The 21,018-nt window shown below is 39.4% G+C and carries 18 protein-coding genes; 8 read left to right on the forward strand and 10 right to left on the reverse strand.

The annotated features are described in order from the left end of the window. Positions 1–181: hypothetical protein (locus F6K40_RS02090; RefSeq protein ID WP_293130675.1), on the reverse strand; the 181-nt coding region annotated here is incomplete at its 3' end. Between the two features lie 192 nt (positions 182–373). Between F6K40_RS02090 and F6K40_RS02095 the strand changes: the two genes are divergently transcribed. Both F6K40_RS02095 and F6K40_RS02100 read left to right on the forward strand, forming a co-directional pair. Next, entirely contained in the window at positions 374–841 is a 468-nt protein-coding gene (locus tag F6K40_RS02095) for a photosystem I reaction center protein subunit XI (RefSeq protein WP_293130677.1), read from the forward strand. A 378-nt stretch (positions 842–1,219) separates the two neighbouring features. Then, positions 1,220–1,336, forward strand: coding sequence for a photosystem I reaction center subunit VIII (locus tag F6K40_RS02100; protein ID WP_293130679.1), 117 nt, complete (start codon positions 1,220–1,222; stop codon positions 1,334–1,336). 758 nt (positions 1,337–2,094) lie between these two features. Here the strand turns inward: F6K40_RS02100 and F6K40_RS02105 are convergent. Then, complete coding sequence (locus tag F6K40_RS02105) at positions 2,095–2,823, reverse strand: 2-phosphosulfolactate phosphatase family protein (RefSeq protein ID WP_293130681.1); 729 nt, start codon at positions 2,821–2,823, stop codon at positions 2,095–2,097. A gap of 928 nt (positions 2,824–3,751) precedes the next feature. On the opposite strand from F6K40_RS02105, the gene F6K40_RS02110 reads away from it, so the two are divergent. Beyond that, entirely contained in the window at positions 3,752–3,943 is a 192-nt protein-coding gene (locus tag F6K40_RS02110) for a hypothetical protein (RefSeq protein WP_293130683.1), read from the forward strand. A gap of 44 nt (positions 3,944–3,987) precedes the next feature. Here the strand turns inward: F6K40_RS02110 and F6K40_RS02115 are convergent, their stop codons facing one another. Both F6K40_RS02115 and F6K40_RS02120 read right to left on the reverse strand, forming a co-directional pair. Next, positions 3,988–4,992 carry a sigma-70 family RNA polymerase sigma factor gene (locus F6K40_RS02115; RefSeq protein ID WP_293130685.1) on the reverse strand — a complete coding sequence of 335 codons (1,005 nt, stop codon included), beginning with the start codon at positions 4,990–4,992 and terminating at the stop codon, positions 3,988–3,990. A gap of 137 nt (positions 4,993–5,129) precedes the next feature. After that, positions 5,130–5,465 carry a hypothetical protein gene (locus tag F6K40_RS02120; protein ID WP_293130687.1) on the reverse strand — a complete coding sequence of 112 codons (336 nt, stop codon included), beginning with the start codon at positions 5,463–5,465 and terminating at the stop codon, positions 5,130–5,132. A 1,207-nt stretch (positions 5,466–6,672) separates the two neighbouring features. On the opposite strand from F6K40_RS02120, the gene F6K40_RS02125 reads away from it, so the two are divergent. Then, positions 6,673–7,272: a DUF4126 domain-containing protein gene (locus F6K40_RS02125; protein ID WP_293130689.1), complete on the forward strand. Its 600-nt coding sequence runs from the start codon at positions 6,673–6,675 to the stop codon at positions 7,270–7,272. A 994-nt stretch (positions 7,273–8,266) separates the two neighbouring features. After that, positions 8,267–9,964, forward strand: a complete 1,698-nt coding sequence (locus tag F6K40_RS02130) for an acyl-CoA dehydrogenase family protein (protein ID WP_293130691.1) — start codon at positions 8,267–8,269, stop codon at positions 9,962–9,964. Positions 9,965–10,114: 150 nt separating this feature from the next. Here F6K40_RS02130 and F6K40_RS02135 read toward each other — a convergent pair whose 3' ends face one another. Next, on the reverse strand, positions 10,115–10,387 hold the full coding sequence (locus F6K40_RS02135) for a DUF29 family protein (RefSeq protein ID WP_293130693.1): 273 nt from the start codon (positions 10,385–10,387) through the stop codon (positions 10,115–10,117). A gap of 115 nt (positions 10,388–10,502) precedes the next feature. Next, positions 10,503–10,949: a DUF3598 family protein gene (locus F6K40_RS02140; RefSeq protein ID WP_293130696.1), complete on the reverse strand. Its 447-nt coding sequence runs from the start codon at positions 10,947–10,949 to the stop codon at positions 10,503–10,505. A 496-nt stretch (positions 10,950–11,445) separates the two neighbouring features. Here F6K40_RS02140 and F6K40_RS02145 point away from each other — a divergent pair, with 496 nt between their 5' ends. The 3 genes from F6K40_RS02145 (at position 11,446) to F6K40_RS02155 (ending at position 15,851) form a co-directional block, all read left to right on the forward strand. Next, positions 11,446–13,923, forward strand: coding sequence for an ATP-dependent Clp protease ATP-binding subunit (locus tag F6K40_RS02145; protein ID WP_293130698.1), 2,478 nt, complete (start codon positions 11,446–11,448; stop codon positions 13,921–13,923). Positions 13,924–15,445: 1,522 nt separating this feature from the next. Further along, entirely contained in the window at positions 15,446–15,640 is a 195-nt protein-coding gene (locus F6K40_RS02150) for a four helix bundle protein (protein WP_293130700.1), read from the forward strand. Positions 15,641–15,677: 37 nt separating this feature from the next. After that, on the forward strand, positions 15,678–15,851 hold the full coding sequence (locus F6K40_RS02155; protein ID WP_293130703.1) for a four helix bundle protein: 174 nt from the start codon (positions 15,678–15,680) through the stop codon (positions 15,849–15,851). Between the two features lie 371 nt (positions 15,852–16,222). Here F6K40_RS02155 and F6K40_RS02160 read toward each other — a convergent pair whose 3' ends face one another. The 4 genes from F6K40_RS02160 to F6K40_RS02175 form a co-directional block, all read right to left on the reverse strand. Next, positions 16,223–18,370 (reverse strand): EF-hand domain-containing protein, encoded by a 2,148-nt coding sequence (locus F6K40_RS02160; RefSeq protein WP_293130706.1) that lies wholly within the window; start codon positions 18,368–18,370, stop codon positions 16,223–16,225. A 113-nt stretch (positions 18,371–18,483) separates the two neighbouring features. Then, positions 18,484–18,714 carry a hypothetical protein gene (locus F6K40_RS02165; RefSeq protein ID WP_293130709.1) on the reverse strand — a complete coding sequence of 77 codons (231 nt, stop codon included), beginning with the start codon at positions 18,712–18,714 and terminating at the stop codon, positions 18,484–18,486. 257 nt (positions 18,715–18,971) lie between these two features. After that, positions 18,972–19,151, reverse strand: coding sequence for a hypothetical protein (locus F6K40_RS02170; RefSeq protein WP_293130712.1), 180 nt, complete (start codon positions 19,149–19,151; stop codon positions 18,972–18,974). 165 nt (positions 19,152–19,316) lie between these two features. Further along, complete coding sequence (locus F6K40_RS02175; protein ID WP_293130715.1) at positions 19,317–19,823, reverse strand: hypothetical protein; 507 nt, start codon at positions 19,821–19,823, stop codon at positions 19,317–19,319. Positions 19,824–21,018 lie beyond the last annotated feature (1,195 nt).

Below are 21,018 nucleotides of genomic sequence, written 5' to 3' on the forward strand. Positions count from 1 at the left end.
CTTCGTGAAGACCGCGGCGCGCGCGATGTCGACGATCACGGGCGGAGAGATCGTCTTGCGACCCTTCGGGACCTCGCCACACTTCCCACACTTCCCACACTTCCCACACTTCCCACACCTCCCACACTTCCCACACTTCCCACACTTCCCACACTTCCCACACCTCCCACACTTCCCACACTTCCCACACCTCCCACACCTCGTTCCCTCTTTTCTGGAGATGTCCAATACTAAGGACAAGGAGAAGCCCAGATTAGATTAACTTTTCTAAAGTTGAAGACTTATTTTGAAATTAAAATGCACTTAGCACCTAAAATATGACCTTAATATCTTCTAAAGATTTTCAACTCCTATCCAGAGGAAAGAATTAAGTATGTCAGAAGCAACAGATTCAGGATTCGTTCAACCTTATAAAGGAGATCCTTTCGTAGGTCATTTGTCCACCCCAATTAGTGATTCTGATTTGACCAGAACATTTATCGCTAATTTGCCTATCTACCGTCAAGGTCTATCTCCAATTCTAAGAGGTCTAGAAGTCGGTATGGCCCACGGTTATTTTATCGTTGGTCCTTGGACTAAGCTCGGTCCATTACGGGATTCAGCAGTTGCTAATTTAGGTGCACTAATTTCTACGATCGCTCTAATTTTAATTGCCAGCATTTGTCTATCTGCTTATGGCATAGTTTCCTTCCAAGGAGAAAGTTCTGAAGGTACAGATCCATTGAAGACTTCTGAAGGTTGGAGTCAATTCACTGGTGGTTTCTTAATCGGTGCAATGGGTGGTGCTATTGTAGCTTTCTTCCTAATAGAAAATCTTGGGCTTGTCACCTCAATTTTCTGAGGTTTTTTTTAACACAGGAGGAGGACATCACTTCTGTTAAAACTGCGGTCAGGACCTCCTTGACTGAAGAATCCCTATTTTTCCATCCCCCCTAACCCCCCTTTGGAAGGGGGGAGGGGAGCGTCGGGAGTATGTCAATAACTAAATACCTCATATCAGTTATCAGTTATTAGTTATCAGTTGACAGTATATCTGGCTAAGAACTATTGACTTGAAATACTGAATCGAATATTTTATCGAGGGTAGATTGGATCTGGTTAGGTAACAGATCCATCTCTATCTAAGAGAAAGCTTGAGAGCTTATTTTTTAGTCAAACTTTTTTGGTTAAATTAAGCGATCGCCTACTTTTAAATTATTTAATTTAAGGAGAATTTGAAATGATTGGTTCTTATGCAGCATCTTACTTACCTGTGATTTTAGTTCCTGTAGTTGGTTTGTTAATGCCACTTGTAGGTATGGGTTTATTGTTCATCTACATTGAGAAGGAAGCTTAGTATATCAGTTATCAGTTATCAGTATATTTTGCTGAGAGCTATTTGCTTGAAATACTAACAGGACTTACGCATAAACACTATATCTAGTAAGGGCGAATGCCATTCGCCCCTACATATGGTGTGTGGTTTGATATTTTGCGTAAGTTCTGACTAATTTGAGACCAGATTTTTTGGTCAATAAGCTATATCATGTCCGGATCGGAACGCGATAGAACTCCTTTCCGCGTTCCGCTTCTCATGCCGAAGAACGAATCGACAAAGTTTTTGTTTGTTAAGTTGGACTTGAGCAATATCTATCTTATAGAAGCCTAAATGTATCTCTAGAAAAGAGGGAGTAGAGATTAGGGAGTAAGGAGAAAGAATTGATAAGTTGAGTTCGATAATTGATTTCCTGTTTTTCTGATTGTTTATATCTATCTGGTATCAACGCCCAGGATGTTGATTTTTGAGGAGTTGGAGAAGCAAATGAATAATAATGTCTATTGAGAAAGAGTTAAATATAAGTATAGACTTAAGATATGCGGTTGGCTTAACCGTCAATGCCTGTGGATGAGTAACCGCCGACGGCCTCAGTAGAAGCAGGAAGTAAACATCAATTTGTCACGCTACGTGACGCTTTGTATCAGTTTTATGAAGCAGTGGAATCTGATGTGGGAGCAGGGCAATACAAAAAAAGATTGAAAAATACTTCTATATTATCCAATACCCCCACTCCCCTACTCCCCCACTCCCCTACTCCCCTACTCCTCTACTCACGATCAAGATAATACTCCTGGTTCTTTCTGCATAGGCAAAACATCTAAGATGTCAGTTTGAGAACAATATTTGAGGTCTTCATAACATTCTAGGCGTTGGAGGCGTTTACCATGACTAGCATGGTTCATTAGTTCATACAATTTTTCCTGCCACTGAAGATAGAGAGACATAGCTCCGAAAACTTCATCATTACCTATAGTTTCATCTAAGACAGAATTAGTTTCTGTAAGTAGACTATGAGCGATCGCCCCTGCACAAACTGTATCTTCTAGGGAATAACTACCTTCCCATCCAGAACCTAAGATCCAAATTATTTCGGGTTGATTTTCCTTGAGAAATTCAACTACCGAGCGACGGTTAACAAGAGCGGCAGTTAGAACAATTTTTGCATTTTGAATACGTTTCAGACAACGGGTGCCATTAGTAGTAGTCATAAATAAGCGTTTGCCTTTGACTGCTTCCGATCTGAAATTTAACGGTGAGTTGCCTTCGTCACAACCCTCCACTTTTTTACCACCTCGTTCCCCGACACGAATGCGTTTCTCAGCAGGCCATTTTTCGCTAACTGCCATTAATTCTTGAACATCACTAAATACTTGTACTGCTTCTGCACCTGCATGGATAGCTGTGGCCATTGTTGTTGTTGCTCTGAGAACATCAACGGCGATCGCGCAGTCTGGCATATTTTCCGTGGGGGTTTCTTCTGGGGTATGGTAGATGAATATTTTCACGATTTACCTACTAAGTAAGAGTGCCTACTTAATTATTGTATTACTTTATATTGACATTTATTTGATTTTTTAGTAATGATTTTATCTCATTATATAATCCGGTTGAAAAGTCGTCTACAGCCACGCACGATAGGGAGCAATCTCGCAAAACCCCTAATATTGCTTCCTTCTACGAGTTCCAGTCCCTGCGGATTTGGGTATAGTAATTATCGGGATTATATATCATATCATCTCCGCTGGTATATTCCCGTGTAAACCAAACTGTGGGAATTGCTATATATCATGTTTTAAATCACATATAATTTTTTGTATAAATCACATTTTATCCTGACTATAAATCACAGCTATTTCGGCAAAAATACCGAAAAATAAAAATAGTAAACTTAATTTTCATACGGAATTTATCCAATTTATGCTGAAGCAAAACTAGAATAGTTAATCAGTTGCGCCAAGTTTGCTTTGGTCAATCTTCCTTTTTCCTTGCTTCTACTATTGGTAACAAACATTGATCAAACAGGATTGGGTCGCGCAACCCCGCCTTGATTGGCGAAACGTTTTTGGAGCGTTGCTCTAATCTCCTACTTTTCCTCCTGCTTGGGGGTGGGTTGGGTTAGGGGTGGGTCAACTTCTAATATCAAATCCGGTTGAATACTTATTATATAGTTGGGGGTGGGAAGTGTGGGAAGTGTGGTCCGGGTGGTCCGGGTGGTCCGGGTGGGAAGATTAAAGTAATTATAGAGTTATAAACATATATTATATAACCGGATTCTATATAACTTCTAACTTCTAATTTCTGACTTCGTTAACGGCCTTGGTATTATCTCTTAATGAGACTACTTGATTAAATTAAGTAATTACCCTGACCGGATTTAGAAATATATCTGTTGAAAGGTTTATTAATAGTCTATAAAATATCGGAGAAAAAATCATGCAAGCTAATTATATAAATCAACCAATGAATAAGGAAAAATTAGAGCAGTTGGAAGCATTAACTAAGATAATGATTGTCAGTTTTCTGTGGCAGACTTCTGGTTTAATGGAACCATCTACCAAAACTAAACAGGATACTATAAAACAATCTCAAACTGATACTAAAACCAACTATCCTCAGCAAAAATAATGATGATGTGGTTGTTGCTGTCTGCGCCGACACCACATCATTTTCTAACGAATATATTCTCTGAGAATATGGTTACGCTTTGGATCTTCCAACTTTTTCAATGCTTTAGCTTCTATTTGCCTAATTCTTTCCCGCGTTAAATTAAACGTATTACCAATTTCTTTGAGGGTCTTTTCTTGACCATCATCTAAACCAAATCGCATCTGCAACACATTTCTTTCACGTTCAGTTAAAGTTTTCAGAACAGTCTCTAAATCTTCTTGCAGGCAATTTTCAAAGACATATTTTGTTGGTGTTTTGCCATCGAATTCGATCGCTTCTTGATCGATGATATTTTCTCCTTTACCGATAGGATGATCTAAAGATAAAGTTTCTTGAGCGCATTCTACAATAAATCGCAATTTCTCAGTTGTCATCTCCATGCGTGTAGCAACTTCTTCTGTACTTAGCGGAGAAGATTCCATTGACATTTGCTTAACTATTTTCTTAATTTGAGAAACAGTTTCATAGAGATAAACTGGCAACCGGATCGTCCGAGAATAGTCACAAATAGCTCTGGTAATAGCTTGTCGAATCCACCAAATACCATAAGTAGAAAATTTATAACCTTTTGTACGATCAAATTTTTCTGTGGCACGAATTAATCCTATACTTCCCTCTTGAATTAAGTCTTGGAAGTCTAACCCACGGTTTTGATATCGTTTGGCAATTGATGTCACCAGTCGCAGGTTAGCTCTCACCATTTTATTTTGAGCTAGTCTACCTTTTTCTAGGCGAGCGCGCAGTTCCGATTTACTTATTTTTACTGCTGTTGCCCATTCGGTTTCATTGGGCGATCGCTTGAGATTTTGCTCTAATTTTTCATAAATTTGCTCTAAAGCTAATAATTCATCAATTTGATGCGCTAAATGAATTTCTTCCTCAGCACGTAAACGGGGAACGTTATTAATTTGCTTGTGATGAAGTTGAATTGAGTCTTGAGTAAATGTTACAGTTGGCGGTTCTCGATCTGGATCGTAGCTACTTTCAGTATTATATTTATTTGTCAATAGTTGTGTAGATTCCCTATTATTTATAGCTACATTTTCTAGCCAATAAGTATCATAATAACTAGGATTTTTACAGTCAATTAACCACCATTTAATTTTTAAATTTGTATATTCTCTATTCTGAGGAGCAACTATTACTAACTGATTATAGTTTTTCGTACAAATGAGTAATTTTTTTTTTTGCTTTTAGATAGAATTTGATAAATAGTTATTATTTTTTCTTGAAGTTTAGGATTCGTTTTCAATGCTTCTAGTCCTAATTCCAAAAGAAATACTTCTAAATCATCTTCTTCATCGTTATGAATTTTGTAAGCATCATAGATAGTTTCACTCCAATAACTGGGTAGTTCTAGTTGTTCTATATCTAAATTTTCCAGTTGAAAATTGTAGCCAAGTTTTTCAAACAAAGCTACTATTTTTTTCGGGCTACTAATTTTTCTTAGATCCTCTAGTTCTAATGAATGCCCTATCATTATCATCTATCTCCACAATTAATTTATCTTAAATCATAACTTACGCAGAAACCGGTTTTATCAACTAAATTTCGTGGTTTAAACAACAATAATTAGGGCAATAAACCTGGTTTCTTGGTTGGGTCTGCGTAAGTCCTGTTAATATTTTTGCTCCTCATATATTGTAATTCATTGCATTATTTTTTCTCTTTTTTTTCAAGATTGGTAAATTTATGAAGAACATTTTTTTTGTGTTTCCTGAATAATTATATGGGTTTTGAGAGCGATCGTTCTGGGTACCATTAGCACGATAGAACTCCATTTCGCTTCCACGAATACCTGTCTTTCACCTGGTAACTCAAAGCTTTAACTCAAGCAAGCAAAGCTTTATCCGTAGCTGAGATTAGTAACGATCGCGCTTGGCAAATTTTAGCGATCGCTACCATCAAAGAGCTTTATTAATATGTATTTTATACATACCACATTTATCATATTATGTCAAGAATTACCATTAAAATCTTGAGATTATGATCTTTACAGGTGACTAATTAAATATTATATACGCTTACCATATTTAAAGTACAATGTCAAATATTTGTCATTTTGACTGATGCTTCAAGGAAAGATTGAGGATAATTATTTATATTGGAGATACCCTCATTCCTAATTTTTAGGGATATAGGGAGTAGTAATCACAGAAACAGGGAATAGAAAATTAGAAAAACAACTGTATAGCGCTAGGCGAAGCGTGAATAGGGAATGGGGAATAGCGGTGCGACCCCGCGTCGCCGTTAGCAAAGCTCCTCTGCAAGAGGCAAGGCGCAAGCGGTCAGACCCCGCGCCGCCGATAGGCGCAAGCGGTGCGACCCCGCGCCGCCGATAGGCGCAAGGGAATGCTGACCAAGAGAGGGAACGCGCACTCCTGTGAGGGAATAGTAAACTGTCAAAGGGTTTTCCTAGGTCATGCGGAGCAAACAGGATTTAGAAATGTCCTAATCTTTGCTTCGACTGCCATACCTCAGTAACTTGAGAAACGCTATAGTTAATAAATAGTCTGAAAAATTAATAGCCAAATCTAATTTGCTAATTTTGATCATATATATTCATACATCTGTAATTAGCAAACCAAGAATTGAAGTAATTAATAATTCTTAAATAATCATCAGCAAACTGATAGATTTTGACAAAAAAATTAACAGTTTTTATGAGGAGAAACTAGGAGAAAAATATGGAAACTCTATTAGGTATTTGTCTAGGTGTGGGATTAAGCGCAGCTTGTGGGTTTCGGATATTTGTACCCCCACTGGTGATGAGCATTGCAGCACAATCAGGACATTTACAACTGTCTAATGATTTTGCCTGGATGGGCACCCCAGAAGCAACAGTCGCTTTTGGAGTAGGTGCATTCTTAGAAGTTGCTGCTTATTATATTCCTTGGGTAGATGAATTACTAGATATTATTGCCACACCAACAGCAGTCATCGCAGGTACCATAATTACAGGTTCATTTGTTAGCGACATGAGTCCAATGCTACAGTGGACAATTGCAGTTATTGTCGGTGGGGGTGCTGCCGGAACAGTGCAAGGTTTAACAGACGTTACTAGGTTAGCTTCCACAACTCTCACAGGAGGGTTGGCAAATCCTGGAGTTTCGACAATGGAGCTACTTAGTTCCACAGTCTTGTCAATGTTAGCGATTTCTGTACCAGTATTAGCTGCTGTCGTAGTATTTATAGTGATTGGGTTATTATTATCAGGAGTCAAAACTTTGCATCGTAAATTGAGGAAAAGAAATAATACAGAAATACCACCGACTGAAATAGAGTAAATGAATAATATACCTCTCCAGAAAAGAGGGAACAGGGAACACTTAACTGGGAACAGGCGGAAGTAATTGATAATTTCTGGATAAGAATTGATTTTATAGCATTACGCATTAAGGTTAGGACATTTATAAATCCTGTTTGCGGAGCATGACCTAGGAAAACCCTTTGAAACTCTACCATTCCCTCACAGGAGTGCGCGTTCCCTCTCTTGGTCAGCATTCCGCAAGCGAGCTGTCGGCGGCGCGGGGTCTGACCGCTTGCGCCTTGCCTCTTGCAGAGGATCTCCGCTTTTCATGTCGCGTTTCATGTCGCGCAGCGAAAGCGAAACGGCGACGCGGGGTCGCACCGCTATTCCCTATTCACGCTTCGCGTAGCGCTATATTTTTGATTTTTACCAGATGTCTAATATCAAAGTTTCTTGTTTGCGTGCGTAAGTCCTGTTGATATTCTATTATAAAGAGGGAACAGGAAACAGGGAACAGGGAACAGGCAGAAGTAGTTGATAATTTCTGGATAAGAATTGATTTTTTTGATTTTTACCAGATGTCTAATATCAAAGTTTCTTGTTTGCGTGCGTAAGTCTTGTTGATGTTCTCTGATATAGAATCCGGGTAATTAGTTATAGTATTACTGAGGAGTCAGGAGTCAGGAGGTAGGAGTTAGGAGTTAGGAGTTAGGAGTAAGAAAGGATTTCAATAGCATAAATTTTTCAATTCGTATTCATGCTTAACATTGTAAGTTGAGGAAGTAATTTTGCGATTACTGTATAACCGGATTTTATATGAGTTTGTTTGTTGGGTAGAGCGATAGCAAAACCCAACCTACTATACCGATACCCAGAAACCGGGTTGACAGATGCAAATTCGTGATTTGAATCATCAGTGCAATCAACCCGGTTTCTTGTTTGGAAATTAACCATTGTTGGCGCTCGCTAGCAAATCTGCACATTTACTTCCACATTCGGAAATTTTAGAAAGGAGAAATTTGATGAAATCAATGGCGGATTTTTTATTAAAATCATCTGATAAAACAAGTTTTTTAGGAAACTTGTTAGCCGGTACAGTACGAGGAGACTTGGTTTTCCCTTTCCCAGAGCAAGAAAAAGATGATGAAATTATTGGCAGCGAAATCACCGCTAAACTCGAAGCTTTACTCAAAGATAAAGTTGATCGCACTCAAATAGATACAACTCAAAGTCTGCCCGATGGTTTATTCGACGAACTCCGCGCTCAAGGGTTTATGAACCTCAGAGATCCAGTCGATTATAATGGACTCGGATTATCTAACTTCAATACTTTCCGTCTGATTAAAAAAGCAGCAGAATACTCAACTACAGTTGCACTCGCTATGGCAGTTCAAACCTCAATTGGTATTGGGGGTTATCTTAAATATATCCCTAAGGGATATCTTCGTAATTTTGTACTCAAACACACTAGGAAGAGATCTATTTCCGGTAATGCCGATGCTGAAGCAGAAGGGGCATCCCATCCCAAACGTTTCACAACAGCGACTCTGACTGAAGATGGTACAGCATATCTACTCAACGGAAAGAAAGTGTATATTTCTAATGCGTCAATAGCTGATGTTCTTGTTGTTTCTGCAAGGGTTTACGAACAAGATCGAGAAATTACTCGTCTGTTTTTTGTCGAAACCTCATCATCAGGTTTTGAAGTGACATCAGAACACGAGTTCATGGGTTTAAAAGGATTTCCCTCTGTAGAAATTCAATTTAATAATGTTCGCGTGCCCAAAGAGCAAGTATTACTTGAACCGCCATTGGAAGGTTTAATACTCTCTAGTCACCTAGCTCTAATGTTAGGGCGTATATATATGCAAGTTGCTCCCAGTGTAGCTATTGGTGAGCTTTGTACTAAATGGATGCGTGATTATCTCAAGAGACGTTCGAGCATTGACTTACCTCTAGAGAAATATGAGGCACTCCAAAATATAGTTGCATTGTCGTTAGCAGAAGTCTTTGCCATGGAAAGTGTTGCCGAATGGTCAGTTTTAATAGAGGATCGACGCAATGATTTGGAACCTAAATTAGAGCAAGTTGTTGCCAGAAATATATGTGCCAATACCTGTTGGCGGATTCTGGATCGAACCATGTCTGTGATGGCAACAGAAGGATATGAGACAGCTCAAAGTAAAAAAGCGCGTGGAGTTTCAGCAGTTCCTCTTGAGTGTTGTTTGAGAGACGCAAGAGCTTTGCGGACTCAGTGTGGAGCTGATTTTTTGTTAGATTGTTTATTTGCACAAATGATTATTTTTCCGATTTTTTACAAAAAGAATAATGATTTGAATGTCAATCCAGTAAGTGAGGGGCAAGACACCATTCTTGACAATTTATCAACTCGAAATCAAAGACATTGGCATTTTCTGGTTGAAGAAAATGTTTCCTTGGCAAATATTTGTCAAAATTTGGTCAAAAAATATCCTAATCCGAGATATTTATATCCAAAAGAAGAGATGATGATCCTCACAACACAGATGGTAAGTGAATTAATGACAATATCTCTTGTCCTGTCTAAGGCAGCATCACTTGAAGCAACACTTCAACCTAATCCTCAAGATCTAGCGGACATTTATTGCACTGCAGCTAGATACCGGATCTCTGAGTTGAAAAACAAACTCCTAGCAGAAGAACATCCAAATTACCAAGGTGTCTTTCAGGATTGGCTAAATATGGATTAATATAAGATCCGGTTGAATACTTGTTATATAGTTGGGGGGATAGGGAGATGGGGGGATGGGGAGATGGGGAGTAGAAAGTGTAGATAGAATTATGAACATATACTATATAACAGGATTCTATATATAATCAATTTTATGGCAACCTTTTCATCAAATCTTCAAAAGTATAAGGACAAATATCAGGTAAACTAATATCATATATTTTTGACATAGCGATCGGACTTCGTTAGTGTAGTCTAGCTTTAACTTATGGATTATAATTTGCTTTAAAAAGCTATGAACTACATTAATTTGCTCTTTTCCCAAGTTGTCTATCTCCTCCTTGAAATTCTCCCAATCAAGTGCTTTTTCATTATGTTCATTCAGAGCTTTTGCTTGTTCTTCTGTCCATTGAACAAAATCTGTTTCATATAGATTAGTCATTTTAGTTATGGCGCTACTTGAATAGGGAATAGGGAATAGGGAATAGTAAAGTGTCAAAGGGATAAAATCCCCGTTACAAAAACAACTTCTAACTTCTGACTTCTAACTTCCTTAATCAACCGACTCTTTCTTCTTTAACAATTGTTCTTTTGACAATTATATCGTTCTGAAACCAATGCAAAGTTCTAGCGCGATGATTATTATCAGGACTAATATTACTCATTTCATAGATATAAAAATCTGCCATTCCTTTATAAGTTATCCACAAAATAATTGTTGAATTATCTATTTCCCAACCATAAGCATCTAATCTTTCTGTATCAATCCAAATCTTTTTATCCCGATATATTCCCGGAAATTGATGTTCTTCTTTTTTGCCATCCGCCCACTCATAGCGATTAGTTTGAAAATAGGGATATTCTCGATTCTCGGGAAATTGACAAGTTAAATGGGAACTATGTTTATCGATAATATTTCCCTCGTTATCTACTATTGTATATGTTCCTTTCCAATCTCCTTCATGGCGAACTAATACAGGCATTTCTTCTCGAATATTAGACATAATAACTGCTCCTGATTCAGACAGTAAGTAAAATTGAAATTATTTATGATATGGCAATTTAACGATTATATTTCGCTAATGGGACATGAAACCATTACTATGTAGGACAACTAAAAAAAATAGTCAACCTCTAAAAGCGGATATCATATCTATTAATTGTGGCAAACATTCTAGAAAGCCTTGCCACTTTCCCCAGAAAATAGTAAATTAAAATACAGCAAATATGAGGCATTTTTGCTGTGTTTGCCAAAAAGCTCTCCCATTAAAATTTTTTCCAACAAGTTATTATATATAAATTACTGAATTTCTTGGTTACGGCTCTCCTCACTAGGCATTGTCACTCTCACAACGATACATTTAAGTTACTATAAGTAAATAAAAATTTACATTTGTTCCTGTTTATGGCCACTGAATGGTCAGTAATTACTAAAAAACATTACTATAAGGGAGAAATCTCCCCTGTGACTATAAACACATATATAGAGAGGCAACAAAAATGTTTGAACGTTTCACAGAACAATCAATCAAGGTAATCATGTTAGCCCAGGAAGAGGCCCGCCGCTTAGGACATAACTTTGTGGGGACAGAGCAAATTCTCCTGGGTTTAATTGGTGAAGGTACAGGTATTGCATCTAAAGTTCTCAAGGAGCATGGTGTAAATCTCAAAGATGCTCGAAACGAAGTTGAAAAAATAATTGGCCGTGGTTCTGGCTTTACTCCGGCAGAAATTCCTTTTACTCCTAGGGTAAAAAGGATGTTGGAGATTTCCCTAGAAGAAGCAAGAAAAGTAGACCATAATTATATTGGTACAGAACATTTGCTATTGGGATTACTACAAGATTCTGAAGGAGTAGCTGCTAAAGTTTTGGACAACTTGGGAGTCGATAGAGGCAAAATTCGGACTCAAGTAATTCGTTCCTTGGGAGAAGCTGCTGCTGTTTCTCCTGGGGGGTCTAACCCTAATGGTAAGAAAGCCGTTACTCTAGAAGAATTTGGTACAGATTTAACAAAATTAGCGGCAGAGGGTAAAATCGATCCAATAGTAGGCCGACAAGTTGAAATTGAACGAATGATTCAAGTTTTAGGCCGTAGAACAAAAAATAACCCGGTCCTCATTGGTGAACCTGGAGTCGGAAAGACTGCTCTTGCTGAGGGATTAGCTCAACGGATCATTAATCAAGATGTTCCCGATATCCTAGAAAATAAACAGGTGGTTAGTCTCAATATTGGTTCTCTGATAGCTGGTACTAGGTTTAGAGGGGAATTTGAGGAACGGTTGAAAAAAATAATGGATGAAGTCCGTGCCAATGGTAATATTATTTTGGTAATTGATGAAATTCACACTGTTGTGGGTGCTGGTGCGATTGAGGGTAGTATGGATGCTGCTAATATTCTTAAACCTGCTTTGGCAAGGGGTGAACTGCAATGTATTGGGGCGACTACTCTGGATGAATATCGCAAGCATATTGAACGGGATGCTGCTCTGGAACGTCGTTTTCAACCGGTGAAAGTGGGTGAACCTAGTGTAGAACAGACTATCGAAATTCTTTATGGGGTACGCTCTGCTTATGAACAACACCATAGGTTGACTATTTCTGATGAAGCTCTGGCAGCGGCAGCTGAACTATCTGATCGTTATATTAGCGATCGCTTTTTACCAGATAAAGCTATTGACTTAATTGATGAAGCTGGTTCCCGTGTGAGAGTTAAAAATTCGATGGTTTCACCACATTTGAAGGAACTAAGACGAGAACTATCTAAGGTGACTAAAGAAAAAGAAGAAGTTGTTCGTCAACAAGATTTTGAAAAAGCTAGTCAATTACGCGATCGCGAATTAGAAATTCAAGCAGAAATTGAACAGACTGCCGCTGAAAAATTAGACAAAAAACCCAGTAACTCTCTTGTAGTGACTGAAGACGATATTGCTCATATCGTGGCATCCTGGACTGGAGTTCCGGTGAGTAAGTTGACAGAATCTGAGTCTGAGAAACTGTTACATGTAGAAGATACCCTGCATCAACGTCTGATTGGGCAAGATGATGCTGTGAAAGCTGTTTCCCGTGCTTTACGTCGCGCTCGTGTTGGTCTAAAGAATCCTAAGCGGCCTATTGCTAGTTTCATTTTTTCTGGTCCGACTGGTGTTGGAAAAACAGAATTGACAAAAGCATTAGCTGCTTATTTCTTTGGTTCTGAGGAAGCGATGATTCGAGTGGATATGTCGGAATACATGGAACGTCACACTGTTTCTAAGCTTGTTGGTTCTCCTCCAGGATTTGTTGGTTATGATGAAGGTGGGCAGTTAACGGAAGCTGTACGCCGTCGCCCCTACACTGTGGTTTTGTTTGATGAGATTGAAAAGGCTCATCCAGATGTATTTAATATTATGCTGCAAGTCTTGGAGGATGGTCGTTTGACTGATTCTAAGGGTCGGGTAGTAGATTTCAAGAATACCTTAATCATTATGACTTCTAATATCGGTTCTAAGGTCATTGAAAAAGGTGGCGGTGGTTTAGGTTTTGAGTTTGCTGAGGATCAAGAGGAAGCTCAATATAATCGTATCCGCAATTTAGTTAATGAGGAACTGAAACAATATTTCCGCCCAGAGTTTCTCAACCGTCTGGATGAAATTATTGTCTTCCGTCAGTTAACTAAGGATGAGGTCAAGGAAATTGCAGAAATTATGCTGCGGGAGGTATTTAGTCGTTTGGGCGATCGCGAAATAGCTCTGACAGTCAGCGATAAGTTTAAGGATCGTTTAGTAGAGGAAGGATTCGATCCTAGTTACGGAGCGAGACCTCTACGTCGAGCTATTATGCGTTTGTTAGAGGATGTTTTGGCAGAAGCGTTATTAGCTGGTAAAATTCAGCATGGGGAAAATGTTTATGTAGATTTAGATGAAAATGGTGAGGTAAAAGTTACACCTAATGGATCTGCTAAAGAGCAACTGCCGGAGTTTGCTTACAGCAATAATTAATCAGGACTTACGCACAAGAACCCTGAAACCCGGTTTCTCGGAGAAACCGGGTTTCTTTGCGTAAGTGCAGGAAAAGTATAGCCTTTTTCAGTTTTAGTCAATTTTTGCCTCATTAATAATCCGGTTAAATACTTATCTTTTTGCTATATATTTTTTGATATTCTCATAACAGCGCGATTGCTCTTCATATAAACAAACCAGTAGGATTAGATTTCTACTGGCTTTTCAGCCAAGCGTGTACAATGCGGGTTCCATTACAATAGCCTGACAATAATACTGGACATTACAACAAAATAGCCACATTTATAAATATTTAGGTTGAAACCCACCCCCAAAATAACTTTTCAAAGAAAGCGATAAGTGTACGCAATTTCCCTTATAGAACCCCTTTCGTAAGTGTAAAGGAGTCAGGAGTCAGGAGTCAGGAGGAAAGAGATAGTATTATCATTATTAGCTGAATAGTTAAGACAGAAAGTATTATTATACCATTTATAGCTAAAGAAAATACTACTCAAGTAGTGTACTAGAAATGAGTTAGGTTCCCATCTCCCTACTCCCTACTCCCTACTCCCTCTTTTCTGTAGTAGAATAAAGGAAAAAGCTTGACATACTCCCGACGTTGCCCTTCTATTCCCCCCTTTCAAAGGGGGGTTAGGGGGGATGGACAACGCGGGATTATTCAGTCTGGGAAACCCTGACCGCTGCGCATGACAGAGGTGATGTCCTCCCCCTGTGTTGACATTGATAATAACAAAATGCTCCTAGCTTGTGTCAAGGGCCTATGAACGTTTAGCTTATGAAGGTATCCAAATCTGGGCCCAGGCTTTCATCCCGACGCTCCCCCTCCCCCCTATGCACGGGGGTTAGGGGAGATGGAGAGCGCGGGACTTCCCGCCAGGGAAGTTAAAAGACCGAAAAATCTAAGCTTTAGCCAAATAATTTTTTAATAATTTTTTTGGCGTTGGTAATTGGTAAGATGATTTTCTAGTAGGGGTGATACCCATCACTTACTGTGGTAAGATATTTAGAAGTATCAGAAACAGGTTACTCTTGACATACTCCCGACGTTGCCCTTACGGGAAAACGCGGGATTCTGAGCGTCTGGGAAACCCTGACCGCTGCGCATGACAGAGGTGATGTCCTCCCCCTGTGTTGACATTGATAATAACAAAATGCTTCTAGCTTGTCAAGGGCCTATGAACGTTTAGCTTATGAAGGTATCCAAATCTGGGCCCAGGCTTTCATCCCGACGCTCCCCCTCCCCCCTATGCACGGGGGGTTAGGGGGGATGGAGAGCGCGGGACTTCCCGCCAGGAAAGTTAAAGTTTCATCTCTTGATTTACCAACGCCATTTTTTTCTACCCGATACCTGGCACTTGGGAAAAAAAAATAAATGAAAAACTAAAAACACAAAAAGACATGGGCAGACCCAAAAGAGAATTCAAGCCAGAATATTCGTATCACATGAAGAAGGAGTCAGGAGACAGGAGACAGGAGTCAGAATGAGGAAGAAGGAGTCAGAATGAAGAGAGAATCTGCTAAAAATTTTCAGGATTTGATAGTTTGGCAAAAAGCACATCAACTCGTTTTAGAGGTTTACCGCTTTAGCAGCAATTTTCCGAAAGCAGAAACCTACGGACTAACTTCTCAGTTAAGACGAGCATCTGTATCAGTGCCAGCTAATATAGCAGAAGGCTTTCGGAAAAAAGGGTTATGAGGAAGAAGGAGTCAGGAGACAGGAGTCAGGAGTCAGAATGAAAGGAAGAGAATCTGCTATTCGATTCTTGAATATTGCACAAGGTTCCGATCAAGAAAGTCGATATTACTTAATTCTGGCAAATGACCTTGAATATGGGGATACTTCAGAACTTCTACTACAATATGGGGATACTTCAGAACTTCTACTACCCGATCGAAGAAGTAAGTAAATTACTAGATTCTTATGTTGCTGCAATTGAACAACGTAGACAATCTCCTGATTTCTGACTTCTATTCTTTTCCCTCCTGACTCCTGACTCCTGACTCCTGATATAAAATCCGGTTATACAGTAATCGCAAAATTACTTCCTCAACTAAAATATGTTAAGCATGAATACGAATTTAAAAATTTATGCATTTTCATTTCCTTTCTTACTGCTAACTCCTACCTCCTACCTCCTAACTCCTAACTCCTTACTTCTTACTCCTTACTCATTACTCATTACTCATTACTCATTACTCCTCAGTAATACGATAACTAATTACCCGGATTCTATATGACTCCTTCTTCTTCCCTCTTCCTTCTTCAGCCAATTTTTGTCTAAGATTTCAAGGACTTAAAAAGTGCTTGAAACTCGTCATAACTGATTCGCTCGTCACCACTTGTGTCTGCAGCTTTCAACATTTCCCCAATTTGCTCATAAGAAATATGGGGATCGACAACATGGATATAATTTCGTAATTCACACAAACTTATATCACCTGAGCGATCTGTATCAATATCTTGGAAAATTTTGCGGAGTTCCTGTTCTCCCCCAGATTTGATGTATTCTAGCAAACCAATACGTTTAGCGATCGCCTTCCACAACTGATAGGGATCAGTGTGTTTAAGAGCATCTGCTTCATCATCTTTAGTAATCCTATATTCTTGGCGAAGTTTTTGAACTAAGTTGCGATCTTTTGGAGATAAACTCTGCAAAAGGTTTTCTAACGTTTCATTGGATGTTTGCCCAGAGAATGCTTTCATCAAGTCAGGAACCTGGGTTCGATCTCGGTTAGTTTTCCAAGAACGTAAGATAGTTTCCAGGAGAGTTTCTCTATAGCCGTCCAACCGCAAAGCCTTTCCTATATTCCACTGTTTACGAGGATCGAACAGATCAGGATATTCCTGGCCTAGTTCTGTTAAGATGGTATCGTGCTGTTTATCAGAAATATCCAGTTCTTGTCGCATTTGCTTGAAGTTTTCCAGACTATTAGCAGGCTTTACATAACCCTCATAAATGGCATCTCGCAACATTGCTTTGTAAGTTTGCAGACGTTTTTCTTGGGAGAAATCAGGCAGAACTTTCGCAAGAACATAAACTTCATCCACACTAAGATCGTCAAGCGCTCGCCCCTCCAAAAACTTCGCGCTATCCAAATTCAGCTTTTTGAGTTGCTTTCGCAATCGATTTGCCAGACTTTCCCGTTGATAATGACTGGGAGTGCGCTGCCAAGTTCTATAAAGCCACAAGCTACTACATACTGCTATTAAAACCGTGAAAAGATCGGGCAAGGGTGATGGCAACAACTGAATAAAATTGTGGCCTCCAAAAACAAAGAAGAAATTGAAAATGAAAAATGTACACAGTGTAAACATTCGATGTCGAATGATTAGGGGGTCAGTCCATCGGTGATGGCGATGGTGATATGCCTTGTAAATGTTTTCCAGGGCACTACCAATACCTATAGCGCCAAAGGTAAATAGACCCAGAGTTATTGGTACTGCGAGGATTTTAGGAAGGTCTACAGGCTGGTCTAACAAATAAAACCCTGGTTTGATCAGATTAGCCAGTTGGTTTTCTTCATGAGCCCAAGCTCCTGATAAATAATAATCCCAGTTCCCCGCATAAAGATAGTAATAGAAAAAATACCCAATTGTAATGCCAACATAGCCGTAGTAGAGCCATTGCTGCTGAGGTATTTCATCCCAATAGGATTTTTCGGCATCTATATCAATACAAGGGCTTTGACAGGCCACACAAGCACTCAATTCTTTACCATTTTGACTTACCGTGCGGCACATAGATTGGGTGATTGATTTGCGATCGCCTTCGTGAGCGGTACTGTTGAGTAGTGCTCTTGGTTGTGAATAAATCTTTTGTACGGGAGCCATCGGACAAATATACTGACACCAACTTTTACCTCCATACAGGTAACCGACTGTTATTGCTGCAATAATTGTGAATATTAAAAACGAACCTAAAGCCAAACGATTAGAGTTGACAAAAAGAATGCGGTTACACAACCCTAAGAAAAAAAGGCTAAATTGTAGGGAAAGATAATTCCGACCTAGCCATGAATTTTTGGGAACTTTGACCAATTCCTTGCGTACTTTCCCTGTTGTCGGATTTATGCGCTCGCGTTTACGTTCCCATCCCAAGGCACGAGGAATTTGTGAAAGAAAGGATAGGGGACAGATCCGGCGCCAAAATTCGTGTCCTAAGACAAACAAAATGAAAATAGCAGAAGGCACGATCATACCCCAAAAAATAGGAGATCCCATCGGGTATGGTATCTCTTCTAGACATTTTCCTTGTACCAGGACGCAGTTTTCTATATTGAGTCTGAACGGACTCAGTGTATTGGAAGGTTGTGTTAGTTGACTGGATAGTGGATCGTAGAATAGTGAGATAATTAGGAGACACCAACCCAGGGTAAGTGCCCATCGTAGTCGATGGATTTTGACTTCAGAAATATTACTTAGCATCGCTCAATGTTTTTTTCTCAAGCAAAATAAATATTTTACTCTGATTTTAGCACTTAACTTTTTTTTTATGGATATTACTAAACTGATATGAAAAAAGTTGTATCCAAATTAACCTAAAAGCAATATAATTGGGTTTCATTAATGGATAATGGATAATTACCTCTCCCTAAAAGGGAGAGGATTGACCAAGAAGGAAAAAATTTAGGTAGTCCTGTTGAGGAATGGCGAAGATACATAAGTTTTGTAATTTCTTCCCACACTTCCCACACTTCCGACACTTCCCACACCTCCCACACCTCCCACACCTCCCACACCTCCCACACCTCCCACACTCTCTCTACCATTCCTCAGCACCACCACCAAAATTTATTTCTCTTTTGGGAGATTAGATATGGCGCCGGTAACTCATCCATCCCATCCTTCGGAATGCTCCGCTTCTCCTACTCTTTTATGTTCATCTATGGAACTCTCCGGAAAAAAGGGTATTAACCCCGAAACAACTTAAATTTCCTGTAGATATTTACCTTATGGAATAGGCATCTTGCCTGTTGGGTTTACACGCGACCCTAAAAAAATAATACTTAGTCAACAAACTTGGGCGTCAAATAATTTTGTCGTCAAATACCTGCTGACTAACTAAATTTTTAAATTTTTGCTGCCCATCAATCAACCGCCCTCCACTCACCCAAGTTTTAAATCCTGACAAGGGATTTGTAGGCAGTTCGGCTTTGTTGTATGAAAGCATATAGCCAGCGCACAAGCTATCGCACATATACTTCATACTTCTACAACTATTGTCCAATAAATAAATCCAACATCAATCTTTGTTCAAAAAATGCTGAAACTTATACCTATAAAGCTTTTGAGCGATTTAATTCTTGGCCAATAAATGGTAGCGCATCAATGTATAGAAAGAGGGTGATATACCTGCCACTAGGTTCACCTTTCATGTCCGCTCTGGCAACCGAAAAGCGGAACGGATTTTAAGAAGGCTACTTTCATGCAACAAAGTCAGCAGTTCCCCAAGAAAATCATTAACCCAATCCATTGCTTGCTGAAGTTCTGTATTCCTCCTCACGACGTCACTGACTGGTTGGATATTGGTAGCGATCGCTCCTACCAGTTTCTCTAGCAATTCAATAGGGGAGGTAGTTTTTTCACTGCCACTCTGCCTAGTAACCTGTATACTATACTGTTCGGACTGTATACTGGACGCCTCGGTATACAGTTCCTCATCCTCTGCTCGCTCTACATCGATCGCTGGGGAATAATCACAGAATCTTCCCCCATTGATTAAGTGGTGATGAAGATCGTCTAGAGTTTTCAGGTGTTCTGGAGTGGCGTAAAGCCAACCACGGTTATCTTTAGGAAGGTCTATCTCTACTGCTTCGAGCCTTCTACGCATAGCGCTGCGAGTGACTTGATATCTTTTGGTTAAATCAGAAAATTTCATTTATTAGTATTATGGCTTGTTGTTACTATACATAATACTAGACTGGTTACTGCCCAGTCACTAGACTGGTTACTGTCCAGTCACCAGTCAGTCACTAACTTTGGGTGACTAGCCCTGAAACCCTTGCTAGGGCAGAATATAGTCACCAGTCAGAGAAAATCATCCTTTTTCTTTGTAGATACATTACTGCACTACCTGCTAAGTTAGTAATTACAGTTATACTGTGCTTCCAGGATTTATGGTATGAGCAAGTGCTCATACTTAAGTTTATTCAATCCGCTACTACTCACCCTCTTTTGCTGCATTTTAACTTTCCTGGCAGGAAGTCCCGCGCTCTCCATCCCCCCTAACCCCCCTTGGAAAGCTATGCTTTATAAACATTTTTCTTAACATAAAACTTGACAACATAGACAAGTTATGTTTTAGTCTTGAATCGGCTTTTTCAGGAGAAAAGTGTATTGAAAAACACACTTTTTTATGAATGTAGACAGAATTCTTCCTCCCCCTCCTCCCCACCCTCCCCATCCGGACCACCCTCCCACAAGGGTTTCAAGAGTTCCTTATAAGGGATAGCTTGGAAAGGGGGGAGGGGGAGCGTCGGGATGAAAGCCAGGGCCAGGATTTGGATACCTTCATAAGCTAAACGTTTATATGCCCTTGACACTTTTAGGAGCATTTTGTTATTGTCAAAGTCAAAACAGGGGGAGGACATCACCTCTGTCATGCTCCGCGGTCAGGGTTTCCCAGACGCTCAGAATCCCGCGTTGTCCATCCCCCCTAACCCCCCTTTGAAAGGGGGGAATAGAAGGGCAACGTCGGGAGTATGTCAAGTACAGAATGAGTACAGTGATGAAGGGCAAGTGAAGAAAACCTACTGGACTGTTTCATCTTAAATGGTGCAATAGGCTTTTTTCTCCCTTACCACCTTGTCTTCCTTGTCCTCCTTGTCTTCCTTGTCTTCCCACAACCTAAAATAATCATGCACAGTTTTAGCTGAAACGGTCCACTAGGTATATCAACCTTTCCTAAATTATGGTAACAAACTGTAACAAGGGTTGCTTTTTTTGGATAATAGTATTAATATACAAATTAGCTAATAAAGAGTTAACCTAGTTGAAAATCAAGAATTTTAATTTGTAAGTGTAAATTATCAAATTACAATTTGATCTAAAATGCTTAACTTAGAGCTAGATAT

The sequence above is a fragment of the Okeania sp. SIO3I5 genome (genome assembly GCF_010672085.1).
GTDB lineage: Bacteria > Cyanobacteriota > Cyanobacteriia > Cyanobacteriales > Microcoleaceae > Trichodesmium.

What these genes read in the sequence shown, in the direction of transcription:
- F6K40_RS02175 (WP_293130715.1), bottom strand. Translation starts at nt 19,823, where the DNA reads ATGAAATTTTCTGATTTAACCAAAAGATATCAAGTCACTCGCAGCGCT.
- F6K40_RS02130 (WP_293130691.1), top strand. Translation starts at nt 8,267, where the DNA reads ATGGCGGATTTTTTATTAAAATCATCTGATAAAACAAGTTTTTTAGGA.
- F6K40_RS02145 (WP_293130698.1), top strand. Translation starts at nt 11,446, where the DNA reads ATGTTTGAACGTTTCACAGAACAATCAATCAAGGTAATCATGTTAGCC.
- F6K40_RS02160 (WP_293130706.1), bottom strand. Translation starts at nt 18,370, where the DNA reads ATGCTAAGTAATATTTCTGAAGTCAAAATCCATCGACTACGATGGGCA.
- F6K40_RS02150 (WP_293130700.1), top strand. Translation starts at nt 15,446, where the DNA reads ATGAAGAGAGAATCTGCTAAAAATTTTCAGGATTTGATAGTTTGGCAA.
- F6K40_RS02110 (WP_293130683.1), top strand. Translation starts at nt 3,752, where the DNA reads ATGCAAGCTAATTATATAAATCAACCAATGAATAAGGAAAAATTAGAG.
- F6K40_RS02165 (WP_293130709.1), bottom strand. Translation starts at nt 18,714, where the DNA reads ATGGTAGAGAGAGTGTGGGAGGTGTGGGAGGTGTGGGAGGTGTGGGAG.
- F6K40_RS02170 (WP_293130712.1), bottom strand. Translation starts at nt 19,151, where the DNA reads ATGAAGTATATGTGCGATAGCTTGTGCGCTGGCTATATGCTTTCATAC.
- F6K40_RS02100 (WP_293130679.1), top strand. Translation starts at nt 1,220, where the DNA reads ATGATTGGTTCTTATGCAGCATCTTACTTACCTGTGATTTTAGTTCCT.
- F6K40_RS02135 (WP_293130693.1), bottom strand. Translation starts at nt 10,387, where the DNA reads ATGACTAATCTATATGAAACAGATTTTGTTCAATGGACAGAAGAACAA.
- F6K40_RS02125 (WP_293130689.1), top strand. Translation starts at nt 6,673, where the DNA reads ATGGAAACTCTATTAGGTATTTGTCTAGGTGTGGGATTAAGCGCAGCT.
- F6K40_RS02095 (WP_293130677.1), top strand. Translation starts at nt 374, where the DNA reads ATGTCAGAAGCAACAGATTCAGGATTCGTTCAACCTTATAAAGGAGAT.
- F6K40_RS02120 (WP_293130687.1), bottom strand. Translation starts at nt 5,465, where the DNA reads ATGATAGGGCATTCATTAGAACTAGAGGATCTAAGAAAAATTAGTAGC.
- F6K40_RS02140 (WP_293130696.1), bottom strand. Translation starts at nt 10,949, where the DNA reads ATGTCTAATATTCGAGAAGAAATGCCTGTATTAGTTCGCCATGAAGGA.
- F6K40_RS02155 (WP_293130703.1), top strand. Translation starts at nt 15,678, where the DNA reads ATGAAAGGAAGAGAATCTGCTATTCGATTCTTGAATATTGCACAAGGT.